The organism is Reyranella sp. CPCC 100927, assembly GCF_007859315.1.
Lineage (GTDB): Bacteria > Pseudomonadota > Alphaproteobacteria > Reyranellales > Reyranellaceae > Vineibacter.
Genome location: NZ_VOHA01000035.1, coordinates 1 through 21,126, shown reverse-complemented (window position 1 = coordinate 21,126; position 21,126 = coordinate 1). Strand labels below are relative to the sequence as shown.

Here is a 21,126-nt window from a genome sequence, read left to right as displayed (position 1 = left end):
CCCGCCCTCGTCACGCGATCTAGGGCAGCGCGAAGACCACGAGCGCGCCGGAGTCTTTCGCCATGCTGGCGTACGGCTCGCCGAACAGTGCGGCAAACTCGTCGCCCACCAGCGAGCCCCAGCCGGTCGTGACAGCGACATACTGCTTGCCGCCCGCGCGGTAGCTGATGATGCCGCCGTTGTGGCCGTTGCCGTTGTTGTGCGACCACAACAACTCGCCATTGGCGGCGTTGTAGGCGCGCAGCACGCCGCGGGCGTCGGGTACGAACACGAGATTGCCGGCGGTGGAGAGCAGGCTGGCCAGCGGCGGCTCGTCGAACTTGACCTCCCACTTCTTCTCGCCCGTGATCGGATCGCGGGCGCTGACGTGGCCATGTGCCTTGCTGCCTTCGGGATTGGTCAGCTTGAAATTCGCGCCGATGTTGAGCTGGGCCATGGGCTCGAGGATCGGCGTCGTCTTGACGACCTCGAGATCCATGCACCATTCCTGGCCGACCTTGTAGTACAGCCCGGTCTGCGGGCTATAGGAGCCCGAGTTCCAGCTGATACCGCCGGGGATTGCCGGGCAAAGGTTCTTGTGCGCGCCTTCGACCATGTCGCGACGCCCGATCAGCTCGCCGGTCTTGGGATCGATGTCCTTCACGAAGTTGATGTTCTGGACCAGCCGCCAGACATTGGCGACCTTGCCGTTGCCGCGATCGTAGACGAACACGAAGCCGCCCTTGTTGGGATGCACCATCAGGTTGCGACCGCCGCGCTCGATCATCACGAACTCGCCGACGGAACTGTCGAAGTCCCATGCATCGTGCGGCAGTTCCTGATGATAGAAGCGCAGCTTTCCGGTGTCGGGGTCGAGGCCGATCACCGACGTGGTGTAAAGGTTGTCGCCGGGCCGCGGTCCCTGGGTCTTCCAGTTCGGGCCAGCCCAGTCGTAGAGCGGCGCCGGATTGCCGGTGCCCCACCACACCGTGTTGGTCTGGGCATCGTACGTGCCGGGCATCCAGCCGCCACCGCCACCGGTGCGCCAGGATTCATTGCCCCACGTCGCCTTGGCTTCCTCGGTGCCGGCAACCGTCAGGAACTCCCACTTCTTGTCGCCGGTGCTGGCGTCGACGCCGAAGATCGGTCCGCGCCACGGCCACTCGCCGCCCTGCGAGCCGATGATGACCTTGTCCTTGACGACCAGCGGCGCGCCCGTGAAGCCGACGGTGAGCTTCTTGGAATCGATGAGCTTGGTGTCCCACACCGGTTTGCCGGTGGCCATGTCGAGCGCGATCAGGCGTCCGTCCACGGTGCCGACATACACCTTGCCGTGCCCCAGCGCGATGCCGCGGTTGTAGGGCGAGTGGGTCTGCGCGGCGACCAGATCGTCGTCGAGCTTGGGAAAGTAGGTCCACTTGACCTGCCCGGTGGCGCCGTCGAGCGCGAACACGCGACTGTACGAGCCAGAGTAGTAGAGTATGCCGTCGGCGACCAGCGGCATCGACTGCAGGCCGCGCGTCGATCGGCCGGGCTGGTGCATCCAGGCGACCTTGAGCTGTTTGACGTTGCCCGCGTTGATCTGGTCAAGCTGGCTGAAGTGATAGGACCGGTAGGTCCCGTGGTACGTCAGCCAGTCGCCCGGGCTGTCCTTCGAGGCATCCAGGCGCGATATGTCGATGGCGGAGGCCGATCCGCCCAGCAGGCTCGCCGACACCGATAGGGCGGCGACCAGCAGCGGCAGGCCTCGATGAACCTTTGTCATCGCCTTCCTCCCAAGGTCATTTGTTGAACGCGATCACGCTACGGCATGGCGTCAGCCCGAACCCCGTGGGTTCGGCCAAGACGTCAAGAGAATGCGAAGCACGCGAACCAGGGCAGGCGGTGATCAACAGGCGCTCACCGCAAGGCGCCGACAACACCGATCGGGCATCGCGATGTCAGCCCGACGTGAGAACGAGACGCCACACGTAATCACCCGCTTCCGTTGTCCGTCAACTGCAAACGCTTGCAGTCGAGCGCTCTTAGTAACGGCCGCGAGACGGTATCGGTCAGGCGTCGAGGTACAGCGTGACGCTGGCGGCTTCCAGAGCGGCCTGGACCGGCGGTGGCGGCGGCAGGTCGGCCGCCAGGGCATCGACGTCATCGAAAGGCAGGACGACATGGCTGTCCGTACGATCGAACTTCGTTGCGTCGACGACGAAGGCCATGCGGCGGGCGCGCCGCGCCAGCGTTGCCCCGATCGCCGCATGCCAGGCCGACGGCCCGAGGACTCCGTGCGTGGCGTCGACGGCGCTGGCGCCGCAGACGGCGAGATCGAACACGCGCTGGTCCAACGCCCGCAGCACGTCGGGGCCGACCAGGGTGTGGGTTGTCGCCTTCACGATGCCGCCCAGCAGCGTCACCGAGCCGCGGCCCGCACCGGCAAGGACGGTTGCGATGTCGATCATGTTGGTTGTCACCGACAGCATCCTGTCGCTGCGCGCGATCGCCTCGGCCAACAACAGCATGGTCGAGCTGCCGCCGAGAAACACGGTCATGCCGTCCTCGAACAGCGGCAGCGCCGCTTTTGCCGCCAGCATCTTGGCCGCGCGCGCGACATCCAGGCGCTCGCTCACCGGGCGGCGTGCGGTCAGATCGACCGCGGCCGGCGGGGTGGCGCCACCATGCACGCGGCGCAGATGGCCGGCCTCGTCGAGCACGCGCATGTCGCGGCGGATCGTCTCCTGCGACACGCCGAAGCGCTGTGCCAGGTCGCCGACCGTCAGGATGTCGCCGCGCGCGATCATCCCGCGAATGCTCTGCTGGCGTGCCGCGCCAAGCTTGAGGGCGGTCCGTATCGTCATGTGCGGGACAGGGCCTGGTTGGAGGGGCCGAAATTGAGATCGAGTGTCTGCCCGGGCAGCCACGGCACATCGCGGCGCTTGCCGTAGAACTGGCCCGAGGCGTGCAGGATGATGCAGGGCGGATCATCGCGATCGATGATCTGCAGCATCCGCCGCACGATCTCGCGGCGCTTCTGTACGTCGAACGTATCCTGCAGGCGGGCGCCGAGCGCGAAGTATTCGGCGTTGCTCCAGATCCCCACCTGCTTGGGCAGCGTGCCGTTGGGGCCGAATTCGCGCCAGGCGTGGCCGAGATGATCGGGAAAGATCGCCGTCGATGAGCTGTCGTAGATGGCCCTCACCGGCTTGCGCTGGATTTGCGAGAAATTCTCCATCATCTGGATCTGCACGTTCAGCCCGACAGCGCGCCACATCTCGACCATGGCCTGCGCGCCCGAGACCTGGTTGGTGTAGTAGTTGCCCAGAAGGCGATAGGTGATCGGCTCGCCTTTGTACTGGGCTGCCGCCAGCAGCGCGCGGGCTTGGTCGGGATCGTAGGCCAGCGCCGGTGCATCCTCGATGTAGCCCACACCGAAGCTCGGCAGCTGGAAGCCGTTGGGTACCGGCACGCGGTTGTCCCACAGCGATTCGACGAACAGTTTGCGATCGATCGCCAGGCTGAGCGCGCGGCGCACGCGCGGATCCTTCAGCACCGGATCACCGGTGTCGATCGCCAGGAAGCGGACGTTCTGCACGGCCCCACCGACGATCTCGAGCTGCGCGCGTTTGCGGATGTCGCCGAACTGGTCCGGCGGCACGTCGGTCACGACGTCGAGTTCGCCCGCGACGAGACCGTTCACGCGCGCCGCCAGCTCGGCGCGGATGCGGAATTCGACACCGTCGAAGGGTGGACGTCCGCCCCAGTAGGCGTCGTGCGATGCCAGCACGACATGGAGGTCGAGCTTCTGTTCGACCAGCCGATAAGGACCGGTACCGACGGGCGCCGCGGCCCAGCGATCCCACGAACCTGCGGCGTCGAAGGCGCGTTGGCTGACGATCTCCGACGCCCACGCCGCCAGGCGCTGCTCCAGCAGGGCGTCGTCGCCCTTGGCGTGGATGATCACGGTGTGCGGATCGACCACCTCGACCCGGTCGAGGCGATCCAGCGTCTGCATGGCCACCGAACGGCCCGACCGGTCCGGACCCAGCAGATGATCCGGGCTGAAGGAAAAGGCGACATCGGCCGCCGTGAACGGGCTGCCATCGTGGAAGGTCACGCCCGGCCGCAGGGCCACTTTCAGCGCGCGCGCATCGAGCCGTTCCCAGCGCTCCGCCAGCGCCGGCCGCAGCGCCATCTGGTTGCCGTGGTCGAACGCGATCAGCGTGTCAAACATCTGCGGCACCACCCGCCGCGTTGCCGTGTGGTTGGCCAGCACGGGTTCCAGTGCCGGCGGAAATCCCGACATGCCGACGATCAGCCGGCGACGCGCGCTGCTCTTGCCGTCACCGTCGGCGGCGCGGGCACCGGCGATGGCCGTGGTGGCGAGCATGCCGGCGAGCGCGGCGCGCCGGTGCAGAGGAAGGGCGTTCATCGGCGGACCTCCGAAAAATCGTGAGGCCAGCTAACGCGCCGACGATAAAGAGCCGATGACGGTTTCTCTGCGAATGTGTGAATTATTGACCGAATGCCTGCATTTGTGTGGGTGTGATGTCGGTGCGCGATGGACATCGATGTCGTGAGTTCCTAAATCCCGCCGACATGATCGAGCCGGTTTTCCCCGCGCGCTGGAATGTCAGCGACCCCACGCTCATCGCCGAAACGTTTTCCAGCCGCATCTGGACGGTGCGGTTGGACAGCGGCGATATCGCCGTGATCAAGGACCTCAAGCCCTTCGACGACGTCGAGGACGAATTGCGCGGCGCCCACTATCTGAGCTGGCGCGATGGCGTCGGCGCGGTCAGGCTGCTGGATCGCGACGGCCAGCGCATGTTGCTGGAGTATGCCGGCGACCGGCTGCTCTCACAGGACCTCGTCGACCAGGGCGATGCGTTCGCGACCGACGTCGCTGCCGATGTGATGGCACGGCTGTTCGCGCCGTCCGACACGCCGCTGCCGTCAGACCTGCAGCCGTTGCGGCAGCGTTTCGCGGCCTTGTTCGACAAAGCCAAAGCCTGCGCCGACGCCGGACAGCCGCGCTTCTACCTCGAAGCGGCCGGTATCGCCGAGCGCCTGCTGGCGGAGCCGCATGACGTCCGTCCGCTGCACGGCGACCTGCATCACGACAACATCCTGCACGGACGGCGCGGCTGGCTGGCGATTGATCCCAAGGGCGTGCTCGGCGATTCCGCCTTTGACGCCGCCAACCTGTTCTACAACCCCCTGGGCCGCGACGACCTCTGCCTCGATCCGGCCCGGATCGCCCATATGGCCACCGTGTTTTCCCGAACGCTGAGACAGAGCCCGCGCCGGCTGCTCGACTACGCGATCGCCTACGGATGCCTGTCGGCCGCGTGGCATGCAGGCGATGACAACGACAAAGACGAAAGCCGCGAGCTGTCCGTCGCACAGGCGATTCGTGCCGTTCGAGACGAGCTTTGATCCCGGGACGCTCCGGTCAGAGGCTGTTCCCCCTGGTCTTGTAGACGAGGAACCCGGCCACGGCGTCGAGGAAGAGCTGCGTTTCGTCGCCGCGGATCGAATGGCTGCTGTTCTCGAAGATCCGCAGGTCGGATCCGGGGATGAGGCGGTGGATCTCTTCCGAGAACTCCGGCGCGCAGATCCAGTCGTGGCGGCCGGCCAGGATCAAGGTCGGCGCGGTGATCGAACCGAGTTCCGGCCGCAGATCGAAGCTGCGCAGAAAGCCGCCTGGGCTGAAGGCGCGATTGAGAGGCTCCGGCGCCTGGATTCGCCGATCGAGGCCGACCTTGGCCAGGGCCGCATCGTACTTGTACGAATACAGCGGGCCCATGACTTCGTAGTAGTGCCGCAGCTTCGCCGGCGTATCGAGGCGGCCGGCCCACAGATCGTCGCATACCGCGATCTGCTCGGGTGTGCCGCGCTGGGCCACGATCTCCTTGGCGCGCGCGTTGAAGCCGCCGTGCGCGGCGGTCACGACCAGGATGAGATGCGACACTGCAGCGGGATGGCGGGCGGCGTGGGCCATGGCCACCATGCCGCCGTAGCTGGTGCCGACGCTGACGATCGGGCCCAGGCCGAGATGGCGGCGCAAGGCCTCCATGTCCTCGACATTCTCGTCGAGGGTGTATTTCGCGGGATCACCCTGGGCCGACCGCCCCTGGCCGCGATGATCGAAATAGACCAGCTGCATCTTGTCGGTGAGCGGCCCCAGCGCGGTCTTGAAGTCGCTGTGATCGCCGCCCGGGCCGCCATGGATGATGAAGGCGGTGGGCTTTTCGCGCATGCGCGGGCCATCGGGCACGAGGCCGACGCCATCGACGTCGAAGTAGATCTCGGTATCGCGGATACGGGCGCGCATGGGGTCTTCCGTCAAGTGTCAGGCGGCGGAGCATATCGACGTCGAGCGCGCGTGGGGAAGACATTCCGCCTCCTGCCGCAGAGCGAAGGTGGCGGAGGCGGCCAAGCGACGCGCGCATGGTTGAGCGGACCCGGCGTCTACAGAAGGTCGTGACAGGCCCAGATCTCGCACGTGAACGACGACACGGCGAGGATCCGGCCGCCTCGACGCGGACCGCGCGAGGAAGCGCGACAGCGGCGTGTCAACCCTGGGGTTGACGCGCCGTCATCAGCAGATCGCTAGCCTCGGCGTCAGCGTGTCGTGAACGCGGGGGGCAGCATGCGCATCATCCATACACCATCAGACGTCTGGGAATGCGATTACCACGTCCGCTACAAGCTGCACGTCTTTCATCCCAGATCCGCGGGACATGCAGGCACCCTGCAGCTGGACATCGAATGGGTGGGCATCGAGAAAGAGAACCTGATGGAGGGAATAAACAGCCCGCCTACGGTGGTGTCGAATTACCAGCAGACGTGGAAGTGGGCGGGGTCACCCTATGGCACGGTCAGTGGCGCATTCCTCACAAGACTGGGGCGGCATCTGCAGCTGCAACCGCCATCCAATTCCGGGTTGGTGCGCTATGCGATGAACTTGTTCAATGAGCGCTGGTCGGAGCAGCAAGACCGGCCTGTGCACCCGTGGTTCACGCCGAACGACAAAATTACGTTGAAAGATCCCCACTTCGTCGCCGCGCCACGGAAGCCCAAGATGATCGTGGTGCCGGAAGACCCTGTCGCGATGACGTGGAACTGTAAGCTGCTGGATGCGAAATATAATGCGCCCCGCCGTCCCATCATTTGAGGGCGCGACCATTTCCGTGGCAGATAGGGCGTACGTGGATGGCCCCGTCGCGCAATGAGCGCGATAGGGTGTTTTCCGGGCTCGAGCCAGTCGGAAAGGCGAAAGGCCGCCTCACGGCAGCCCTTTTATAAGGCTCTGATTTTCCTGACAAATTTGGAGCGGGCGAAGGGATTCGAACCCTCGACCCCAACCTTGGCAAGGTTGTGCTCTACCCCTGAGCTACGCCCGCACTCCATGTCCCGCGCCGCATTGGGTCATCGGCGTGGAGGCGCGGAGATAACCGCTTTCTCATCCCTTGGCAAGATGGTTGCCTGCATCGCCGCGCGCCGGTACCAAAGCCGCCGTCATGAGTTCCGCTCCCGATCCCCAGGCCGATCCCGAAGGCAACGACCTGCCGACCACGCCCGCCGCCACCCTGGCGCGGCTGTCGGCGCTCGGCATCGCCCATGAGACGGTCACCCACGAAGCGGTGTTCACCGTCGAGCAGTCAACGGCGGTGCGCGCCCGGTTGCCGGTGCTGCAGACCGGTACGCACATCAAGAACCTGTTTTTGCGCAACAAACGCGAGGAGATGTGGCTGGTGACCCTGGAGGCCCACCGCGTGGTCGACTTGAAGCAGTTGGGTGAAAGGATCGGCGCCGGCCGCGTCTCGTTCGGCAGCCCCGAACGGCTGATGCGCCACCTGGGGGTGCGGCCCGGATCGGTGACGCCGCTGGCGCTGCTCAACGATGCGGGCCGCCAGGTGCGCCTGGCGGTTGACCGTGCCGTGCTCGACGCCGCGGCGGTCTGGGCCCATCCGATGGTGAACACCATGGTCACGCGCCTGTCGGGTGCCGACCTCCAGCGCTTTTTTGCCGCCACGGGCCACACGCCACAGCCGCTGGCCTTCGACGCTTGAACATGGCCGGCGATGCCGCCGGCCTTGCCTTCCCGGCGGCCAGCGGCCACATTCCGGGAAACCCGACGGCGGCTGGGTCCGCCATGCGAACCTGTCGAGGACAGATGGACCAGATTATTGGCGGCGGCGCCCCCGCCGATGCCGACCTTGTCAAGGACTCCGACCAGAAGCGCTTCGCCAAGGACGTGCTGGAGGCCAGCCGCACGCGCCCGGTCATCGTCGATTTCTGGGCGCCCTGGTGCGGTCCGTGCAAGACGCTGGGTCCGATCATCGAAAAGGCGGTGAAGAACGCCAAGGGCGCCGTGCAGTTGATCAAGATCAACATCGACGAAAACCAGATGCTGGCCCAGCAGCTGCGCATCCAGTCGATCCCGACGGTGTACGCCTTCTTCCAGGGCCGCCCGGTCGACGGTTTTCAGGGCGCGCTGCCCGAAGGGCAGATCAAGCAGTTCATCGACCGGCTGGTGCAGGCGACCGGCGGCACGCCGGGCGGCGACCAGCTCGCCGAATTGCTGGAGCATGCCAAGGCGGCGCTCGAGGGCGGCGACGTCTCGCTGGCGGCCCGCGTCTATGGCGAGATCCTGCAGCAGGAACCGGAAAACCCGACGGCAGTGGCCGGCATGGCCAAATGCTACCTGGCCAGCGGCGATGCGGAGCGCGCCAAGGCGCTGCTGGCGTCGCTGCCGCCAGCGGTCGCCAACAACGCCGAGATCGCCGCCGTTCGCTCGGCGATCGAGCTGGCCGAGCAGGCTGAACAGGCCGGTCCGGTCGGCGAGCTGGAGGCGAAGGTCGCCGCCAATCCCAAGGATCACGAGGCGCGGCTCGAGCTGGCAACAGCCCTTTATGCTGCCGACAACAAGGAGGCCGCCGTCGATCACCTGCTGCAGTCGATCAAGATCGACCGCAAGTGGAACGAGGAAGCCGCCCGCAAGCAGCTGCTGAAGTATTTCGAGGCTCTGGGTTTCAACGACCCGATTTCCGTCGACGGCCGCAAGCGGCTGTCGTCGATCCTGTTCTCATGAGTGGTAGGAAACGCGCGGCGATCGCCGGGTGACATTGCCGGTGCGCTGACGCGGCAAAGGCCGTTCGACCGACGGCCAGGGAGAGCCCATACGGCATGACCGATCAGCGCGTCGGCAGGAACCCGTTCGACCCGGCATTCGAGCAATTGCCGGAAGCGATTCCGATCTTTCCTTTGTCCGGCGCCTTGCTGCTGCCGGGCGGCCGCTTGCCGCTGAACATCTTCGAGCCGCGCTATCTGGCCATGGTGATGGATTGCCTGGCCGGCCATCGCATGATCGGCATGGTGCAGCCGGCCAAGATCGGCGGTTACGCCGGTGACGGATTGCCGGTCGGTGAGGGGCCGCCCCCGGTCCAGCCGGTCGGTTGTGCCGGCCGTATCATCCAGTTCGCCGAGACCGAGGATGGTCGGCTGCTGATCACCCTGGCCGGCATCAGCCGCTTCGAGATCGGGCAGGAGCTAGGACTGCACCACAGCGGCTATCGCCGGGTGATGACGCACTTCGAGCGCTACCGTGGCGATCTCGACCATGCCGACGAGATGATCGAACTCGACCGGCCGCGCATGATGGCGGCGCTGCAGGCCTATTTCCGCGGCCACAAGCTGTCGACCGACTGGAAAGCCGTGCAGGATGCCGGCGACCGCAATCTGGTGACGTCGCTGTCGATGGTGCTGCCCTTCGGGCCGGCCGAAAAACAGGCGCTGCTGGAAGCCACCGACAGCACCGCCCGCGCGCGCCTGCTGATCGCGCTGCTGGAGATGGACAGCCGCGGCGAAGAAGGCGGCAGCACCTCGCGGCATTGAGCCTCCTGGAACCGCGGGCGTCCCGCCCGCATCAGCACGCCAAGCCTGTCCCGTTCAGATGGTGCGCGTTAAGAGATTCACCACAGAGGCACAGAGAACACAGAGAAAGTTGGGAGCGCGCCTTTAGCGCGCCGTCTCTTCTTCCCTCTGTGTGTCTCTGTGTCTCTGTGGTGAATTCTTTCAGCAGAACTGAGACGTCCGATCGGTGATCGGCGCACTGCGAGGTCCTTCGCATCGCTCAGGACCACAGGACGGACGGGCGAAACGCGCGCGCTCCCGGGGTTTCACCCGCTGCGCACCTGCTTGAACGGGATGTTGCGGTCGAGTTCGGGTTCCTTGGGCAGGCCGAGCACGCGTTCGCCGATGATGTTCTTCTGGATCTGGTCGGTGCCGCCGCCGATCGACGTGAAGTAGGCGTTCAGCGCCAGGAAGTTGACGTCGTCGGCGACCGGATGCGCATCGCCCGCCAGCAGGCTTTCGGCACCGATGATGGCGGTGCGCACGCGCGCTTCCTCGTGCAGGATGCGCGACATCGCGAGCTTGCCCAGCGACATGATGGACGACGACGTGCCCTGCTCGAGGTCGGCCTTGGCGCGCGCGTTGTTGAGCGCGTTGAGCCGGCGCAGCGCCACCACGCGGGCGATGTCCTGTCGCACCTGCGGGTCGTTCAGCCGGCCGGCGGCGCGGGCCAGCGCCACGACGTCGGCACTGCCGCGGCGGGCGCCGCGCGCGTTGGCGCCCATGACCGACCGTTCGTAGGCCAGCGCCGTCTGCAGCACGCGCCAGCCCTGGTTCAGCCCGCCCACCAGGTTGTCGACCGGCATGACGGCGTTGGTGATGAACACCTCGTTGAAGTGCGCTTCATCGGTGATCTGCCGCAGCGGCCGTACTTCGACGCCGGGCTGCTTCATGGGCAGGAAGAAGAAGCTCAGTCCGCTGTGCTTGGGCACGTCCCAGTCGGTGCGTGCGATCAGCATGCCGTAGTCGGCCGACGCGGCGCCCGACGTCCACACCTTCTGGCCGTTGACGACGAAGGTGTCGCCCTGGCGCTCGACCCGCGTGCGCACGCCCGCCAGGTCGGACCCGGCACCCGGCTCGCTGTACAGCAGGCATGTCGTGATCTCGCGCTTCAGCAGCCCGGGGATCAGCGTGATTCTCAGCGCATCGTTGCCGAACGCCAGCAGCGTGTTGGCCGGCAGGTTGAAGCGATCCTGTCCCGCTCCCGGCGCACCGACGCGGGCGAATTCCTCGATCACGATGCGCGTCTCCTCGTCGGAGAAGCCGCGGCCGAACCAGATCTCGGGCCAGCCCGTCACCGACCACCGCGCCTCGAACACCTTGGTGTACCAGGCGCGCATGGCGTCGTTGGTTTCCCACATGCTCTGGCCGACCGAGCCGAGCCCGGTCCAATGCGCGGCCAGCCAGTCGCGCACCTCGCGACGCAGATCGTCATGGCTCATGATGCGATCCTCACATCCTCGGGTTGGGCCGCGATCCGGGTCACGAATCGCTCGCGATGGGAGCCCGACGATCCCAGCAGGTAGCTGTAGGCGCGCGCCCGGCGCAGGTAGAGATGCGCCGGGTGTTCCCACGTGAAGGCGATGCCGCCATGCATCTGGATGGCCGTGGCGGCGATCTGCGCGAACGCATCGGCGCAGGCGAAGGCGGCCATGTCGATCGCTTCGTCGGCACCTTGTGTCTGCTGGGCCAACTGCTGGGCTGCGTCGCGCGCCGCCGATGTCGCCGACTCGGCCTCCAGCAGCAGCTCGGCCGCCATGTGCTTGATGGCCTGGAAACCGCCGATCGGACGGCCGAACTGGATGCGGTTGCGGGTGTATTCGACGGTCATGTCGAAAATGCGCCGCGCGCCGCCGGCCTGCTCGCCGGCTCGCGCCACCAGGGCCAGGCGCAAGGCCGCCTCGACGGCCGGCCAGCCCGCGGTGCCGATCCGCCGCGCCGGCGTGCGCGCGAACGTGATCCGCCCCAACCGCAGCGTCCGGTCAAACGTCGACAGCGCTTCGATCGCCACGCCGTCGGCGCGCGGGTCGACCTCGAACAGGCCGTGACCATCCGCCGTGCGTGCGATCACCAGCAGAACGTCGGCGATGGCGGCATGCATCACATAGGAGGCGACGCCCGACAGCCGGGTCGTGCCGCCCTCATCCGCCGCCGTCACGGTCACATCCGGCGCCTGCCATGAGCCGCGCGCGCCGGTGAGCGCCGCGGTGGCGATCGTCGTGCCGTCGGCGATGCCCGGCAGCAGGCGGGCGCAGGCGGCCTCATCGCCGCTTTCCGTCAGCAGGCCGGCCGCCAGCACGCTGCTCGACAGGAACGGCGTGCACGCCAGTGCCGCGCCGGTCTCCTCGGCGACCAGCTCGAGCTCGACCGGCCCCAGGCCGGCGCCGCCGAACCGGGTCGGGACCAGCAGGCCGGCGATACCCAGCGCCGCCAACGTCGACCACAGCGCCCGGTCGATCCCCTCCGGCGTTTCCATGATGGCGCGCACGTGCTTCTCGCTGCTCGCGTCCGCCAGCAGCTTGCGCACCGTGTCGGCGATGGCCCGGCGTTCTTCCAGGGTCGTCGTGATTGCCAATCCCGCCTCCCTTGCTAATATCAGTCTGATTTCGTCTGTAATTATGGCGATGCGTCGCGCCACGCAAGGGGTAAAGCGCCGATGGCAAGAACGTCGACGCGGGCCGCACCGCCAGGCGGCCGGGTCCGCAACGGCCGGGGGCGACCCCGGGATCCGGGGCTCGAGGACCGTGTCTTCGATGCCGCCATTGCGCTCTATGCCGAGGTCGGCTGGGCGGGGTTCACCTTCGATGCCCTGGCGAAGCGGTCCGGCGTCGGCAAGGACGCGCTCTACCGGCGCTGGGGCGCCTCGCGTCCCGGGCTGCTGCGCCAGACGCTGGAGGCGCGCTGGTATGGCGTCGACGCGATCGATACCGGATCGATCCGCGAGGACCTGCTGGCGCTGGCGCGCCTGTCGTTGCGCCTGCGCACGGGACCCCACGGCAAGGTCAGCCTGCACATGATGGTCGATACCACGCGCTTTCCCGAGGTCGCAGACGTCCTGGGCAGCTACGGCGAGGCGACGGTGCGCCAGGCGCGCGCGATCGTGCGCCGCGCCATCGAGCGCGGCGAGCTGCCGCCCGCGACCAATCCCGGCCTGGTCATGGACATGGTGGTGGGCAGCGTGACCAACCACGTCGCCACCACGCCGCAACGGCTGCGTCCGGCGATGACGGCCAAGATGGACGACTTCGCCGTGTCGCTGGTCGACGTGCTGCTCAGCGGCCTGCAGAGCCTTGGCGTCTCCAAGCGACAGCCATGACCGCACTCTCGGCGATACTGAGCGTCAATCGCACCGCCGCAATGCCGACCAGTCCGTAATCCAGCATCACGCCCACGATCCAGCACAGCGGCAACTGGGCGCCCCACTGGAAAGCGAAGGAGACCAGTGCCGACACGTGTGCCGCGCCGGCGCCGCGCAGGGCGAAGACAAGCACGCGCCCGGCGGTATCGATGACCATGGCCAGTGCCAGCAGACGCAAGGGCGTCGCAGCGAGCGCGATCGTGGTGTCATCAACGATGAACAGTGCGAGCACGTGGCCCGGCGCCATGACGATGGCCAGGCTCAGCGGTGCGACCAGCAGCATGCCGATCAGGCTCGCCTGCCAGCCCCAGCGCTGCGCGTCGCTGATGTCATGGCGTCCCAGCGCCTGACCCACCAGCGTGGCGGCAGCAATGCCGACACCGGTGGCGGCCAGGATCGATATCAGAAACAGCGCGATCATCACATTGATGGCCGCGACCTCGCGCACACCCAGCCGCGCCACGATGGCGAAGAACACGCTCATGCCGATGTACAGCAGGACCTGCTGCAGGCTGACGGGTAGCCCCAGGCGCAGAAGGCCGACCATGCCGGACAGCGCTGGCCGTCGTCGCGCGGCGTCGCGCACCGGCACCCTGATCACCGCGAGATGGACACCCAATGCGACCAGGGCGGCGAGCATGGCACCCAGGCCGGCACCGGCAACGTCCAGGCGCGGCAGCCCGAAGGCGCCGAAGATCAGGGCGTAGCTGAAAAGAACGCTGCAGGGCAACTGGACCAGGATCGCCAGCAGCGCCCGTTCGGGCCTGCCGCGGCCGTTCCAATAGGCACTGAAGGCGAAACCGGCGCCCATGAACAGCAAGGTCGGACACAGCGCGCGCACATAGGCTGTGCCGAGCGCGATCACGGCGGGATCGCCGGCGATCACGGTCAGGACGGCCGGCGCCGCCGTGTAGGCGAGCGTGGCCAGAACCGCGCCAGCCAACAGCGAGATTGGCAGGGCATCGGCCAGCACCGCGGCGGCGCCTGGCATGTCCTGCGCGCCTGTTTTGCGGGCAACCATCGTCTGCACCGCGGTGTCCAGGCCGAAGAGCACAGCCAGCAGCGTCGCGTACAGCGTGCCGCCGACGCCGACGGCGGCCAGGGCGACATCGCCCAGACGGCCGACCATGGCGATGGCGATCAGGCTCATGGCGTTCTGCGCCGTCAGGCCGACGACAACGGGCCACGACAGTCTCAGAATCGTCGCCGCGCGAGGCACGCGGATATCTGCCCGGACGGGCATGCCTCACCCCGCTGTCATTCTGAGCGCAGCGAAGGATCCTGCGGTGCGCCGGTCACTCACGATGAGACATGTCGGTTCCGCCGAAGATTTCACCACACAGTTCTCCACCGGCTACGCCAATCACAAGGACTGAAGCGGCGCACGGTGGTGCGGGCAAACGGACGCGCCACAGAGTCGCGCGTCCCCAGCGTGTGATCGAGCCACCTTGGCCAGTTTCCTTTCAGGCACAGAGGCACAGCGCAGCCATTGGCCGCAATCTAAGCGTAGATGGCGCTGGTGACGGGTCGGACCGCGTCGCTCCAGCGACGCCCCGACGCGCAGCGGCGGATCATGAGCGCCGCTGGAGCGGCGCGGTCCCAGCCGTCGCCAGGACGGCATTCACTGGCCGAGCCACCGCAAGGAGAATCATCGCAGCGCGACGATTCTTGAGGTCAGTAGTGAGAGAAAAGTCGGGAGCGCGCCTCTGGCGCGGCATCTCCTCTTTCCTCTGTGCGCCTCTGTGATCTCTGTGTCTCTGTGGTGAAGCTTTTCCGCATCGACACACCGTTGCACTGGATCGACGCACCGCACGGTCCTTCCACATGAACAAGGCATTCTCTAGCGCACGCCGCTTCGCCAGTATAATGATTTCAAACCATGACTGATATCGACATTGTCAATATCCGTCGTCTCGACGGAAACCTGCTGCTGGTGTTTCGCGAGCTGATGCGCACACGACGCACCACGGCGGCAGCGCAACGCCTGAGCCTCACGCAGTCCACCGTCAGCCATGCACTGGCGCGGCTGCGCGATCTGTTCACCGATCCGTTGTTCGTGCGCCGGCCTCACGGCCTGGAGCCGACGCGGCGGGCGCTGGACCTGGCGCCGCGCATCGACGCACTGATCGACATGGCCGGCATGGTGATGAGCGGTGACGGCGGTTTCGATCCGGCGCGCAGCGACCGGCGCTTTCGCCTCGCCGCGGCCGAGTTCGTGACGGTCCTGATCGGCGCGCCGCTGGTGACGGTGTTCGGGCGCGAGGCGCCGCATGCGTCGTTCGCGATCGACTACCTGGCTGGCCGCGCCACGCTGGAGGCGCTGCGCCGCGGCGAGGTCGATCTGGCGCTGGGCCAGTTCCTGACCTTGCCGCCCGGTTTCGAGGCGGAGCGGCTCTACGAGGACCGCTACTGCGTCGTGGCCCGCCGGCGCCATCCGACGGTCAAGGGCAGGATCGATCGGCGCACCTACGCTGCGTTGCCCAACGTCTTTGTTGGCCTGTCGGGCGAGACCGGCATCACGGACTCGACGTTGCCCAGCCCGCGCCTGGTATCGACGGTGGCGCTGGTGCCGCGCTGGCTCACGGCGCTCACCATGGTCGCCGCCAGCGATGCGATCGCGACATGCCCGCGCCGCCTGGCGCAGCATCTGGCGAAACCCCTGGGACTGCAGGTCATCGATATCGCCTTTGCCAGCCCGCGCTTCACGATTTCGGCTGTCCGCCGCGCCGGCCATGTCGATGCCGGCCTTGACTGGCTGCTCGCGTCAATTCGCGCTGCCCTTCGTTGACGCCATGCGCGGCAGCGGGTGACAGGCCCCCCGGACAAGGTGCTATAACCGCCCCCCAGCAAGCGGAGCGTCACGCCATGAGCCCCTCTGAAGGCCCCGCCCGCCGGGTGGGTATCGATCCGAAGCTGCTCGAAATCCTGGTGTGCCCGGTCACGCACGGACCGCTGGAGTTCGACGCGGCCCAGAACGAGTTGATCAGTCGCAAGGCCGGGCTCGCTTATCCCGTTCGCGACGGCATTCCGATCATGCTGCCGGGCGAAGCGCGCCGGCTGGACGAGACGAGCTGAGGCATGAGCGCAGCCAAGGACTCGGCGGACTTCCCGCAATCGGCGCCATCGAGCGGCGGCTACGAACCGGCGGCCGGCACGCCGTGGCCGGTCGAGGTGCGCCTGTTCCGCGAGAAGGGCGAGTTGGAGATCGATTTCGACGACAACAACACCTTCCGCTACACGGCCGAGTATCTGCGGGTGGAGAGTCCGTCGGCCGAAGTGCAGGGTCATGGCCCCAGCCAGAAGAAGATCATTGCCGGTCGGCGCCACGTGCGGATCGAGGCGATCGAGCCGGTCGGCAACTACGCCATCCGCATTCGCTTCGATGACAAGCACGACACCGGCATTTTCAGCTGGGCCTATCTTCACGAGCTGGGCGTCAAGCAGCCGGAAAAGTGGGAAGCCTATCTCGCGGCGCTGCTCTACCGCGGACTGAGCCGCGACGCCTGAGGCGCGCGCCGCAGGCTCGCGGCCAGGAACAGACCCGTCACCGGCAATCCGGCGGCGGCGACCAGGAACACCGGCACCACACCGATGTGATCGACGACCGGCGCGGCGAGGGCGACGCCCACCGACTGGCCGAAGAACAGCGCGGTCGCGAAGGCGGCGACTCCGGCGCCGCGCGCCGCGGGGGCCATCTGCGTGCCATGGGTCTGCAGCGTGTTGTGCAGCATGTAGAAGCCCAATCCGCACACCGCGATGGCGATCACCGCCGTCCACAGCGATGGTGCGAAGCTCAGCGCCACGAAGCTCAACCCCAACAGCAGGCCGCCGATGCGGGCGAGACCGCGCTCTCCCAGCACCATGACCAGCCGGGCAACGTTGGCGGTGTAAACGAGGCCGCCGCCGCCATACGCGGCCATGGCGACACCGACGATGGTGTAGTCGATGCCAAAGCGGTGCCGCAGTTCGTTGCCGACATAGGCGAAGGCGCCGAAGAACAGGAAGCCTTCGGCGCCCACCGCGGCCAGCACGACGCGCACCCAGGGATCGCGCAGCAGGCCGATCGTATCGCGCCATGATCGCACCAGGCCGGCAAGGCCCGGTTGCCCCGTGCCGCTGCGCAGGCGCGTCAGCGGATCGACCCGCAGGCGCAACAGAAGAGCGAGACCGGCCACGACATAGCCGATCGCGAGAATGCCGAACACCCAGCGCCAGCCCAGCGAGTCGCCCAGGATGCCGCCGGCGACCTGTCCGAAGATCATGCCCATGATCTGGCCTGAGATGAACCGGGCCAGCACGGGTTGCCGCTTGGCGTAGGGGATCACGTCGCCGATCCAGGCGAAGGACAGCGGAATGATGGCGCACGCCACCGCCGCCGTCGCGAAGCGCGCCACCGTCAAGGCCCACAGCGAGGGCGCCAGCGCGCAGGCCAGTGATCCGGCCGCCGACAGCAAGGTCGTGATGGCAATCAGGCGGACCTTGCCCAGGCGATCGCCGGCGCTGCCGTAGAAGATCTGCATCAGCCCGTAGGCCAGGGTGAACGCGGTGATGACGGACGAGGCCTCGCCGGCCGTGGCGCCGAACGATGCGGCCACCTGCGGCAGCAGGGGATCCGACACCCGCACGCTGGCCGCGCTCGAGAACGTCGCGCTCGCCAGAACGGCGAGTGAAACCGTGGGCGTCGGCGGTGCAGGGGTGCTGTCGGGGGGCGAAGCCATGCGCGACACAATGCAAAGTGCCGGCGCGGCATGCTATCGGATGATGTGTCGCGGATCAGGCTGGGCGTGCATGTCTGCCACGCTCGGCACGGTACGACGATCGCCGACAGTGAACGACGGAGGCGCAGCCATGCTCGCCGGACAGCTCGCTCTTGTCATTGCCGCCCTGTTCGCGGGCGCGGCGCTCTACATCAACGTCGCCGAGCAACCCGCGCGCATGAAACTCGACGACCGGGCCCGGCTGGCGCAGTGGAAACCGGCCTATCAGCGCGGGGCAGCGATGCAGGCGCCGCTTGCGGTGGCAGGCTTCGTGTTGGGCGTCGTGGCGTGGCATCAGACCGGCCAATCGTCGTGGCTGGTGGGGGCAGCGCTGCTGATCGCGAACTGGCCCTACACGATCATCGGCATCATGCCGACCAATCGCCGGCTCATGGCACTCGACACCGCCGATGCCCAGGCGCAAAGCCGCGCCCTGATGGCGAAATGGGCCCGCCTGCACGCCGTGCGCACGGCGCTGGGCTTCGCCGCGACGGCCATCTTCCTGTGGGCGTCGTTGCGCTGACGGCCACCCTGGCGCGGCGCATCGTTGACGGAAGCGCCGCGGTCGTCCTGACAGCCTGGGATTTCATAGGCCCACGCCGTCATCCCGAGCGCAGCGAGGGATCTTCCGAAAGTGGCGCACGGGTGCGCCTGCATCGAAAGATCCCTCTCCTGAGCCTGCCGAAGGGGCGCTCAGGATGACAGCTGCATCAGGGCCATGTGATTCCGGGGACTAGGCGGCTTCCAGCGGGAAGGGCGTATCATAACGCCGCAGCGCCAGGGTCTCGACGACGGCCGGAAAGGCGGGTCCCGCGTCGAGCCGCGCCAGGCACGCCCCGCGATCGGCTCGGCCGCTCGGATGAATATGCGCCAGCCAGTCGCGGATCGCGGCGATCTCGGTGCTGGGGCGCTCGCCGCGGTCCCACGCGCGGCAGGCGCAGGCGAACAGCATGTCGACCTCGTTGGTGAAGTAGCCGAACTCCTCTTTGCGGGTACTGCGCTCGCGCGCCATCGTCTCGAACCCTTCCTCGTCGATGCGCTGCGCCAGCGGCTTGGCATAGAACGCCATCAGCCTTTCCGCATGGGACCAATGCCGCACGATCGAGTCGAGCCGCTGGCTGAGCAGTTTCGCTGACTGGTTGAGCCGCCATGGCCAACCCAATCCATTGAACTGCGGGTCGGCCTCGAGCTCGGCCTGCGGCGCAAAGAAACTCAAGCTGATGCGGAAGTGCATGGTCACGTCGTCGGCCGCAAAGCCGCGGCCTTGCCAGCGTTCGATCAGTCCGGAACGCACGCCAAATCGGGGATACAGAACGTCGTTGCTGCGGTGGTGCTCGACCAGAAGGTAGAAGCGCGCGCCGTCCGCGTCGGGTGGTTTTTCACCGATCTGGAAGACGAAGATATTGTCCTTGGACGCGACGCTGTGTGTGACCAGGCGGAAATCGCCGCGCGCGGCGACCATGGCCGGCAATTCAGGCAACACGCTCTTGGCGATGCGCGCAGCCCGCGCCGTGTCCTTTTCGTAGTCGGCTGCGATGCCGTCGGGATCGGCGCGATGATCCAGCAGGAAGCGCAGCATCGATCGCCGGTCGATCGTTTCCGGATCGGACCGCTCATAGTCGCGGGCGATCGTCGTCCAGCTCGGCAGCGGGACATAGCCGCGACGGTCGCGCCAGTTGCGCACATCGTGGCGGATCGCCGCCGCGCGGATGGCGATCGCCTCGGCGCGCTGGAGAAAAGCCGGGAAGTCCTCCGGCAACGTGTCGTCGATCAGCGTCAGTTCGTTGATCTCGCTGGCCAGCACGCCCAGCCAGTGGTGCACCAGCTGCCGGTCACTTGCCGCATCGGCCAGCGCGACCACCGCGGCAATGGTGGCCAGAAAGGGCTGGTCGCCGGCGGGCATTTCCGGATCGTAGCCGATCGCGTCCAGTTCCGGCTTGACGCGTCCGATCGTCTTGGACGTGTCGAACAGGTTCTGAAAGACATAGAGGTCGCGGACAAGCTGCTGCTTTTCCGCATCCGAGAGACGGGAGCGAAGCGTGAGCCTGATGCTGTCCTCGACGAGATCTTCGATGCGATGGTCGGACACGGGCCTTTTCCGTTCGGATCGAATTGCATCGTAATCTAATCTTTTCCACTGCTCCACATCTGTCATCCCGAGTGCAGCGAGGGATCTTTTTCCAACGGCAGGCCTGGATCCCTCGCTGCGCTCGGGATGACAGCAGACAGCAAGTCACCTTTCGATGATCGTCAGGACGAGGCCGACGGCACGATCAGCAACCAGATGCCGCGCGCCAGGTAGACGACGCTGACGGTCAGGATCAGCCGTCGGCTCCAGCGCCGGAAGCTCTCGTCGGTCATGCGATGGAGCACCTCGGCGGCGAGCGACGTGCCGGCCAGGGCCAGCGCGATGGCGCCGACATAGATCCACCATGGCAGGATGTCGTTGCCGGGAATCGCGAAGGTGCCGAAGTAGGCGATGCGGCAGACATGGGCCACCACCTGAGTCACGGCCTTGGTCGCCACGATCGCCTTGCGGTCCAACGGGCTCTTCTGGAAGAAGATGTCGAGCACGGTGCCGGCGGCACCGGCCATCAGCTGCAGCGCCATGATGAAGGCGCCGCAGATGAACGGCATGAAACGGCGCGTGATATCCGGCCGCAGCGTGGGTGGCACGACATCGCCGATGATCGGCAGCAGGCCCAGGCCGATATAGACCATGGCCTTGTCGGGCAGGAAGGCGACCACCTTCATGACGGCGAACGTGGCCAGGGCGCCGGCGACGTAGCTCCAGATCAGCCGCCACACGACGTGCTTGCGCCACAGGAAGGCGCGCCAGCCGTTGGCGCCCAGCTGCGTCGTGCCGAACAGGATCATGGCCGACGCGACGTCGAGCAGGACCAGCAGTACGCCCAGCAGGATGAGACCACCTGCCATGCCGAAAATACCGGAAAGGAACGAGGTGATCAGGACGACAACGGCAACGACGGCGATCGTGGCGGCGGACATGGTCGCACCATAGACGGCGCCGCACCCTTGCGCATCCGGCGGCAGCGGGGTTTGCTGTCATGTGTGGACGGCCCCCGTTTCGCAAGGGGAATCGAGCAGCGAGTATCGGCGACGAAG

General features: G+C 66.9%; 20 protein-coding genes and 1 tRNA gene. 10 read left to right on the top strand and 11 right to left on the bottom strand.

From position 1 onward, the window contains the following. Positions 1–19: 19 nt before the first annotated feature. The 3 genes from FQU96_RS39820 to FQU96_RS39810 form a co-directional block, all read right to left on the bottom strand. On the bottom strand, positions 20–1,744 hold the full coding sequence (locus FQU96_RS39820) for a PQQ-binding-like beta-propeller repeat protein (protein ID WP_146546994.1): 1,725 nt from the start codon (positions 1,742–1,744) through the stop codon (positions 20–22). Positions 1,745–2,030: 286 nt separating this feature from the next. Beyond that, positions 2,031–2,825 (bottom strand): DeoR/GlpR family DNA-binding transcription regulator, encoded by a 795-nt coding sequence (locus FQU96_RS39815; protein ID WP_146546993.1) that lies wholly within the window; start codon positions 2,823–2,825, stop codon positions 2,031–2,033. Further along, complete coding sequence (locus tag FQU96_RS39810; RefSeq protein ID WP_146546992.1) at positions 2,822–4,396, bottom strand: ABC transporter substrate-binding protein; 1,575 nt, start codon at positions 4,394–4,396, stop codon at positions 2,822–2,824. The genes FQU96_RS39815 and FQU96_RS39810 overlap by 4 nt, the downstream gene beginning before the upstream one ends. A gap of 167 nt (positions 4,397–4,563) precedes the next feature. Between FQU96_RS39810 and FQU96_RS39805 the strand changes: the two genes are divergently transcribed. Beyond that, positions 4,564–5,403 (top strand): aminoglycoside phosphotransferase family protein, encoded by an 840-nt coding sequence (locus tag FQU96_RS39805; protein WP_146547030.1) that lies wholly within the window; start codon positions 4,564–4,566, stop codon positions 5,401–5,403. A 16-nt stretch (positions 5,404–5,419) separates the two neighbouring features. Here FQU96_RS39805 and FQU96_RS39800 read toward each other — a convergent pair whose 3' ends face one another. Beyond that, positions 5,420–6,301, bottom strand: a complete 882-nt coding sequence (locus tag FQU96_RS39800; RefSeq protein WP_146546991.1) for an alpha/beta fold hydrolase — start codon at positions 6,299–6,301, stop codon at positions 5,420–5,422. 318 nt (positions 6,302–6,619) lie between these two features. On the opposite strand from FQU96_RS39800, the gene FQU96_RS39795 reads away from it, so the two are divergent. Continuing rightward, the gene (locus tag FQU96_RS39795) at positions 6,620–7,144 is read left to right on the top strand and encodes a hypothetical protein (RefSeq protein WP_146546990.1); all 525 of its coding nucleotides are present in this window, start codon (positions 6,620–6,622) and stop codon (positions 7,142–7,144) included. A 154-nt stretch (positions 7,145–7,298) separates the two neighbouring features. Here the strand turns inward: FQU96_RS39795 and FQU96_RS39790 are convergent. After that, positions 7,299–7,373: transfer RNA gene (locus tag FQU96_RS39790), tRNA-Gly, on the bottom strand. Positions 7,374–7,490: 117 nt separating this feature from the next. On the opposite strand from FQU96_RS39790, the gene FQU96_RS39785 reads away from it, so the two are divergent. The 3 genes from FQU96_RS39785 to FQU96_RS39775 all read left to right on the top strand — a co-directional run bounded on the left by FQU96_RS39785 (position 7,491) and on the right by FQU96_RS39775 (position 9,867). Then, positions 7,491–8,042, top strand: a complete 552-nt coding sequence (locus FQU96_RS39785; RefSeq protein ID WP_218575063.1) for a prolyl-tRNA synthetase associated domain-containing protein — start codon at positions 7,491–7,493, stop codon at positions 8,040–8,042. Positions 8,043–8,146: 104 nt separating this feature from the next. Continuing rightward, positions 8,147–9,064, top strand: a complete 918-nt coding sequence (gene trxA, locus FQU96_RS39780) for a thioredoxin (protein WP_146546989.1) — start codon at positions 8,147–8,149, stop codon at positions 9,062–9,064. Positions 9,065–9,159: 95 nt separating this feature from the next. Further along, a complete protein-coding gene (locus FQU96_RS39775) occupies positions 9,160–9,867 on the top strand; it encodes an LON peptidase substrate-binding domain-containing protein (protein ID WP_146546988.1) in 708 nt (235 codons plus the stop codon). 284 nt (positions 9,868–10,151) lie between these two features. Here the strand turns inward: FQU96_RS39775 and FQU96_RS39770 are convergent, their stop codons facing one another. Continuing rightward, entirely contained in the window at positions 10,152–11,327 is a 1,176-nt protein-coding gene (locus tag FQU96_RS39770) for an acyl-CoA dehydrogenase family protein (protein ID WP_146546987.1), read from the bottom strand. Continuing rightward, the gene (locus FQU96_RS39765; protein ID WP_218575062.1) at positions 11,324–12,460 is read right to left on the bottom strand and encodes an acyl-CoA dehydrogenase family protein; all 1,137 of its coding nucleotides are present in this window, start codon (positions 12,458–12,460) and stop codon (positions 11,324–11,326) included. The genes FQU96_RS39770 and FQU96_RS39765 overlap by 4 nt, the downstream gene beginning before the upstream one ends. An 81-nt stretch (positions 12,461–12,541) precedes the next feature. Here FQU96_RS39765 and FQU96_RS39760 point away from each other — a divergent pair, with 81 nt between their 5' ends. Next, positions 12,542–13,201: a TetR/AcrR family transcriptional regulator gene (locus FQU96_RS39760; protein ID WP_146546986.1), complete on the top strand. Its 660-nt coding sequence runs from the start codon at positions 12,542–12,544 to the stop codon at positions 13,199–13,201. On the opposite strand, the gene FQU96_RS39755 is transcribed toward FQU96_RS39760, so the two are convergent. After that, complete coding sequence (locus FQU96_RS39755; protein ID WP_146546985.1) at positions 13,158–14,486, bottom strand: MATE family efflux transporter; 1,329 nt, start codon at positions 14,484–14,486, stop codon at positions 13,158–13,160. The two genes, FQU96_RS39760 and FQU96_RS39755, sit on opposite strands and share 44 nt — an antisense overlap. A gap of 636 nt (positions 14,487–15,122) precedes the next feature. Between FQU96_RS39755 and FQU96_RS39750 the strand changes: the two genes are divergently transcribed. The 3 genes from FQU96_RS39750 to FQU96_RS39740 all read left to right on the top strand — a co-directional run bounded on the left by FQU96_RS39750 (position 15,123) and on the right by FQU96_RS39740 (position 16,750). After that, entirely contained in the window at positions 15,123–16,031 is a 909-nt protein-coding gene (locus tag FQU96_RS39750; RefSeq protein WP_146546984.1) for a LysR family transcriptional regulator, read from the top strand. A gap of 77 nt (positions 16,032–16,108) precedes the next feature. Then, positions 16,109–16,318: a Trm112 family protein gene (locus FQU96_RS39745; RefSeq protein ID WP_146546983.1), complete on the top strand. Its 210-nt coding sequence runs from the start codon at positions 16,109–16,111 to the stop codon at positions 16,316–16,318. Between the two features lie 3 nt (positions 16,319–16,321). Continuing rightward, positions 16,322–16,750 carry a gamma-butyrobetaine hydroxylase-like domain-containing protein gene (locus tag FQU96_RS39740; RefSeq protein WP_146546982.1) on the top strand — a complete coding sequence of 143 codons (429 nt, stop codon included), beginning with the start codon at positions 16,322–16,324 and terminating at the stop codon, positions 16,748–16,750. Here the strand turns inward: FQU96_RS39740 and FQU96_RS39735 are convergent. After that, a complete protein-coding gene (locus FQU96_RS39735) occupies positions 16,723–17,961 on the bottom strand; it encodes an MFS transporter (protein WP_146546981.1) in 1,239 nt (412 codons plus the stop codon). The genes FQU96_RS39740 and FQU96_RS39735 overlap by 28 nt on opposite strands. A gap of 130 nt (positions 17,962–18,091) precedes the next feature. Between FQU96_RS39735 and FQU96_RS39730 the strand changes: the two genes are divergently transcribed. Next, positions 18,092–18,523, top strand: a complete 432-nt coding sequence (locus FQU96_RS39730; RefSeq protein ID WP_146546980.1) for a DUF1772 domain-containing protein — start codon at positions 18,092–18,094, stop codon at positions 18,521–18,523. Between the two features lie 210 nt (positions 18,524–18,733). On the opposite strand, the gene FQU96_RS39725 is transcribed toward FQU96_RS39730, so the two are convergent. Further along, complete coding sequence (locus FQU96_RS39725; RefSeq protein ID WP_146546979.1) at positions 18,734–20,089, bottom strand: hypothetical protein; 1,356 nt, start codon at positions 20,087–20,089, stop codon at positions 18,734–18,736. Between the two features lie 161 nt (positions 20,090–20,250). Continuing rightward, complete coding sequence (locus tag FQU96_RS39720; protein ID WP_146546978.1) at positions 20,251–21,009, bottom strand: TSUP family transporter; 759 nt, start codon at positions 21,007–21,009, stop codon at positions 20,251–20,253. Positions 21,010–21,126 lie beyond the last annotated feature (117 nt).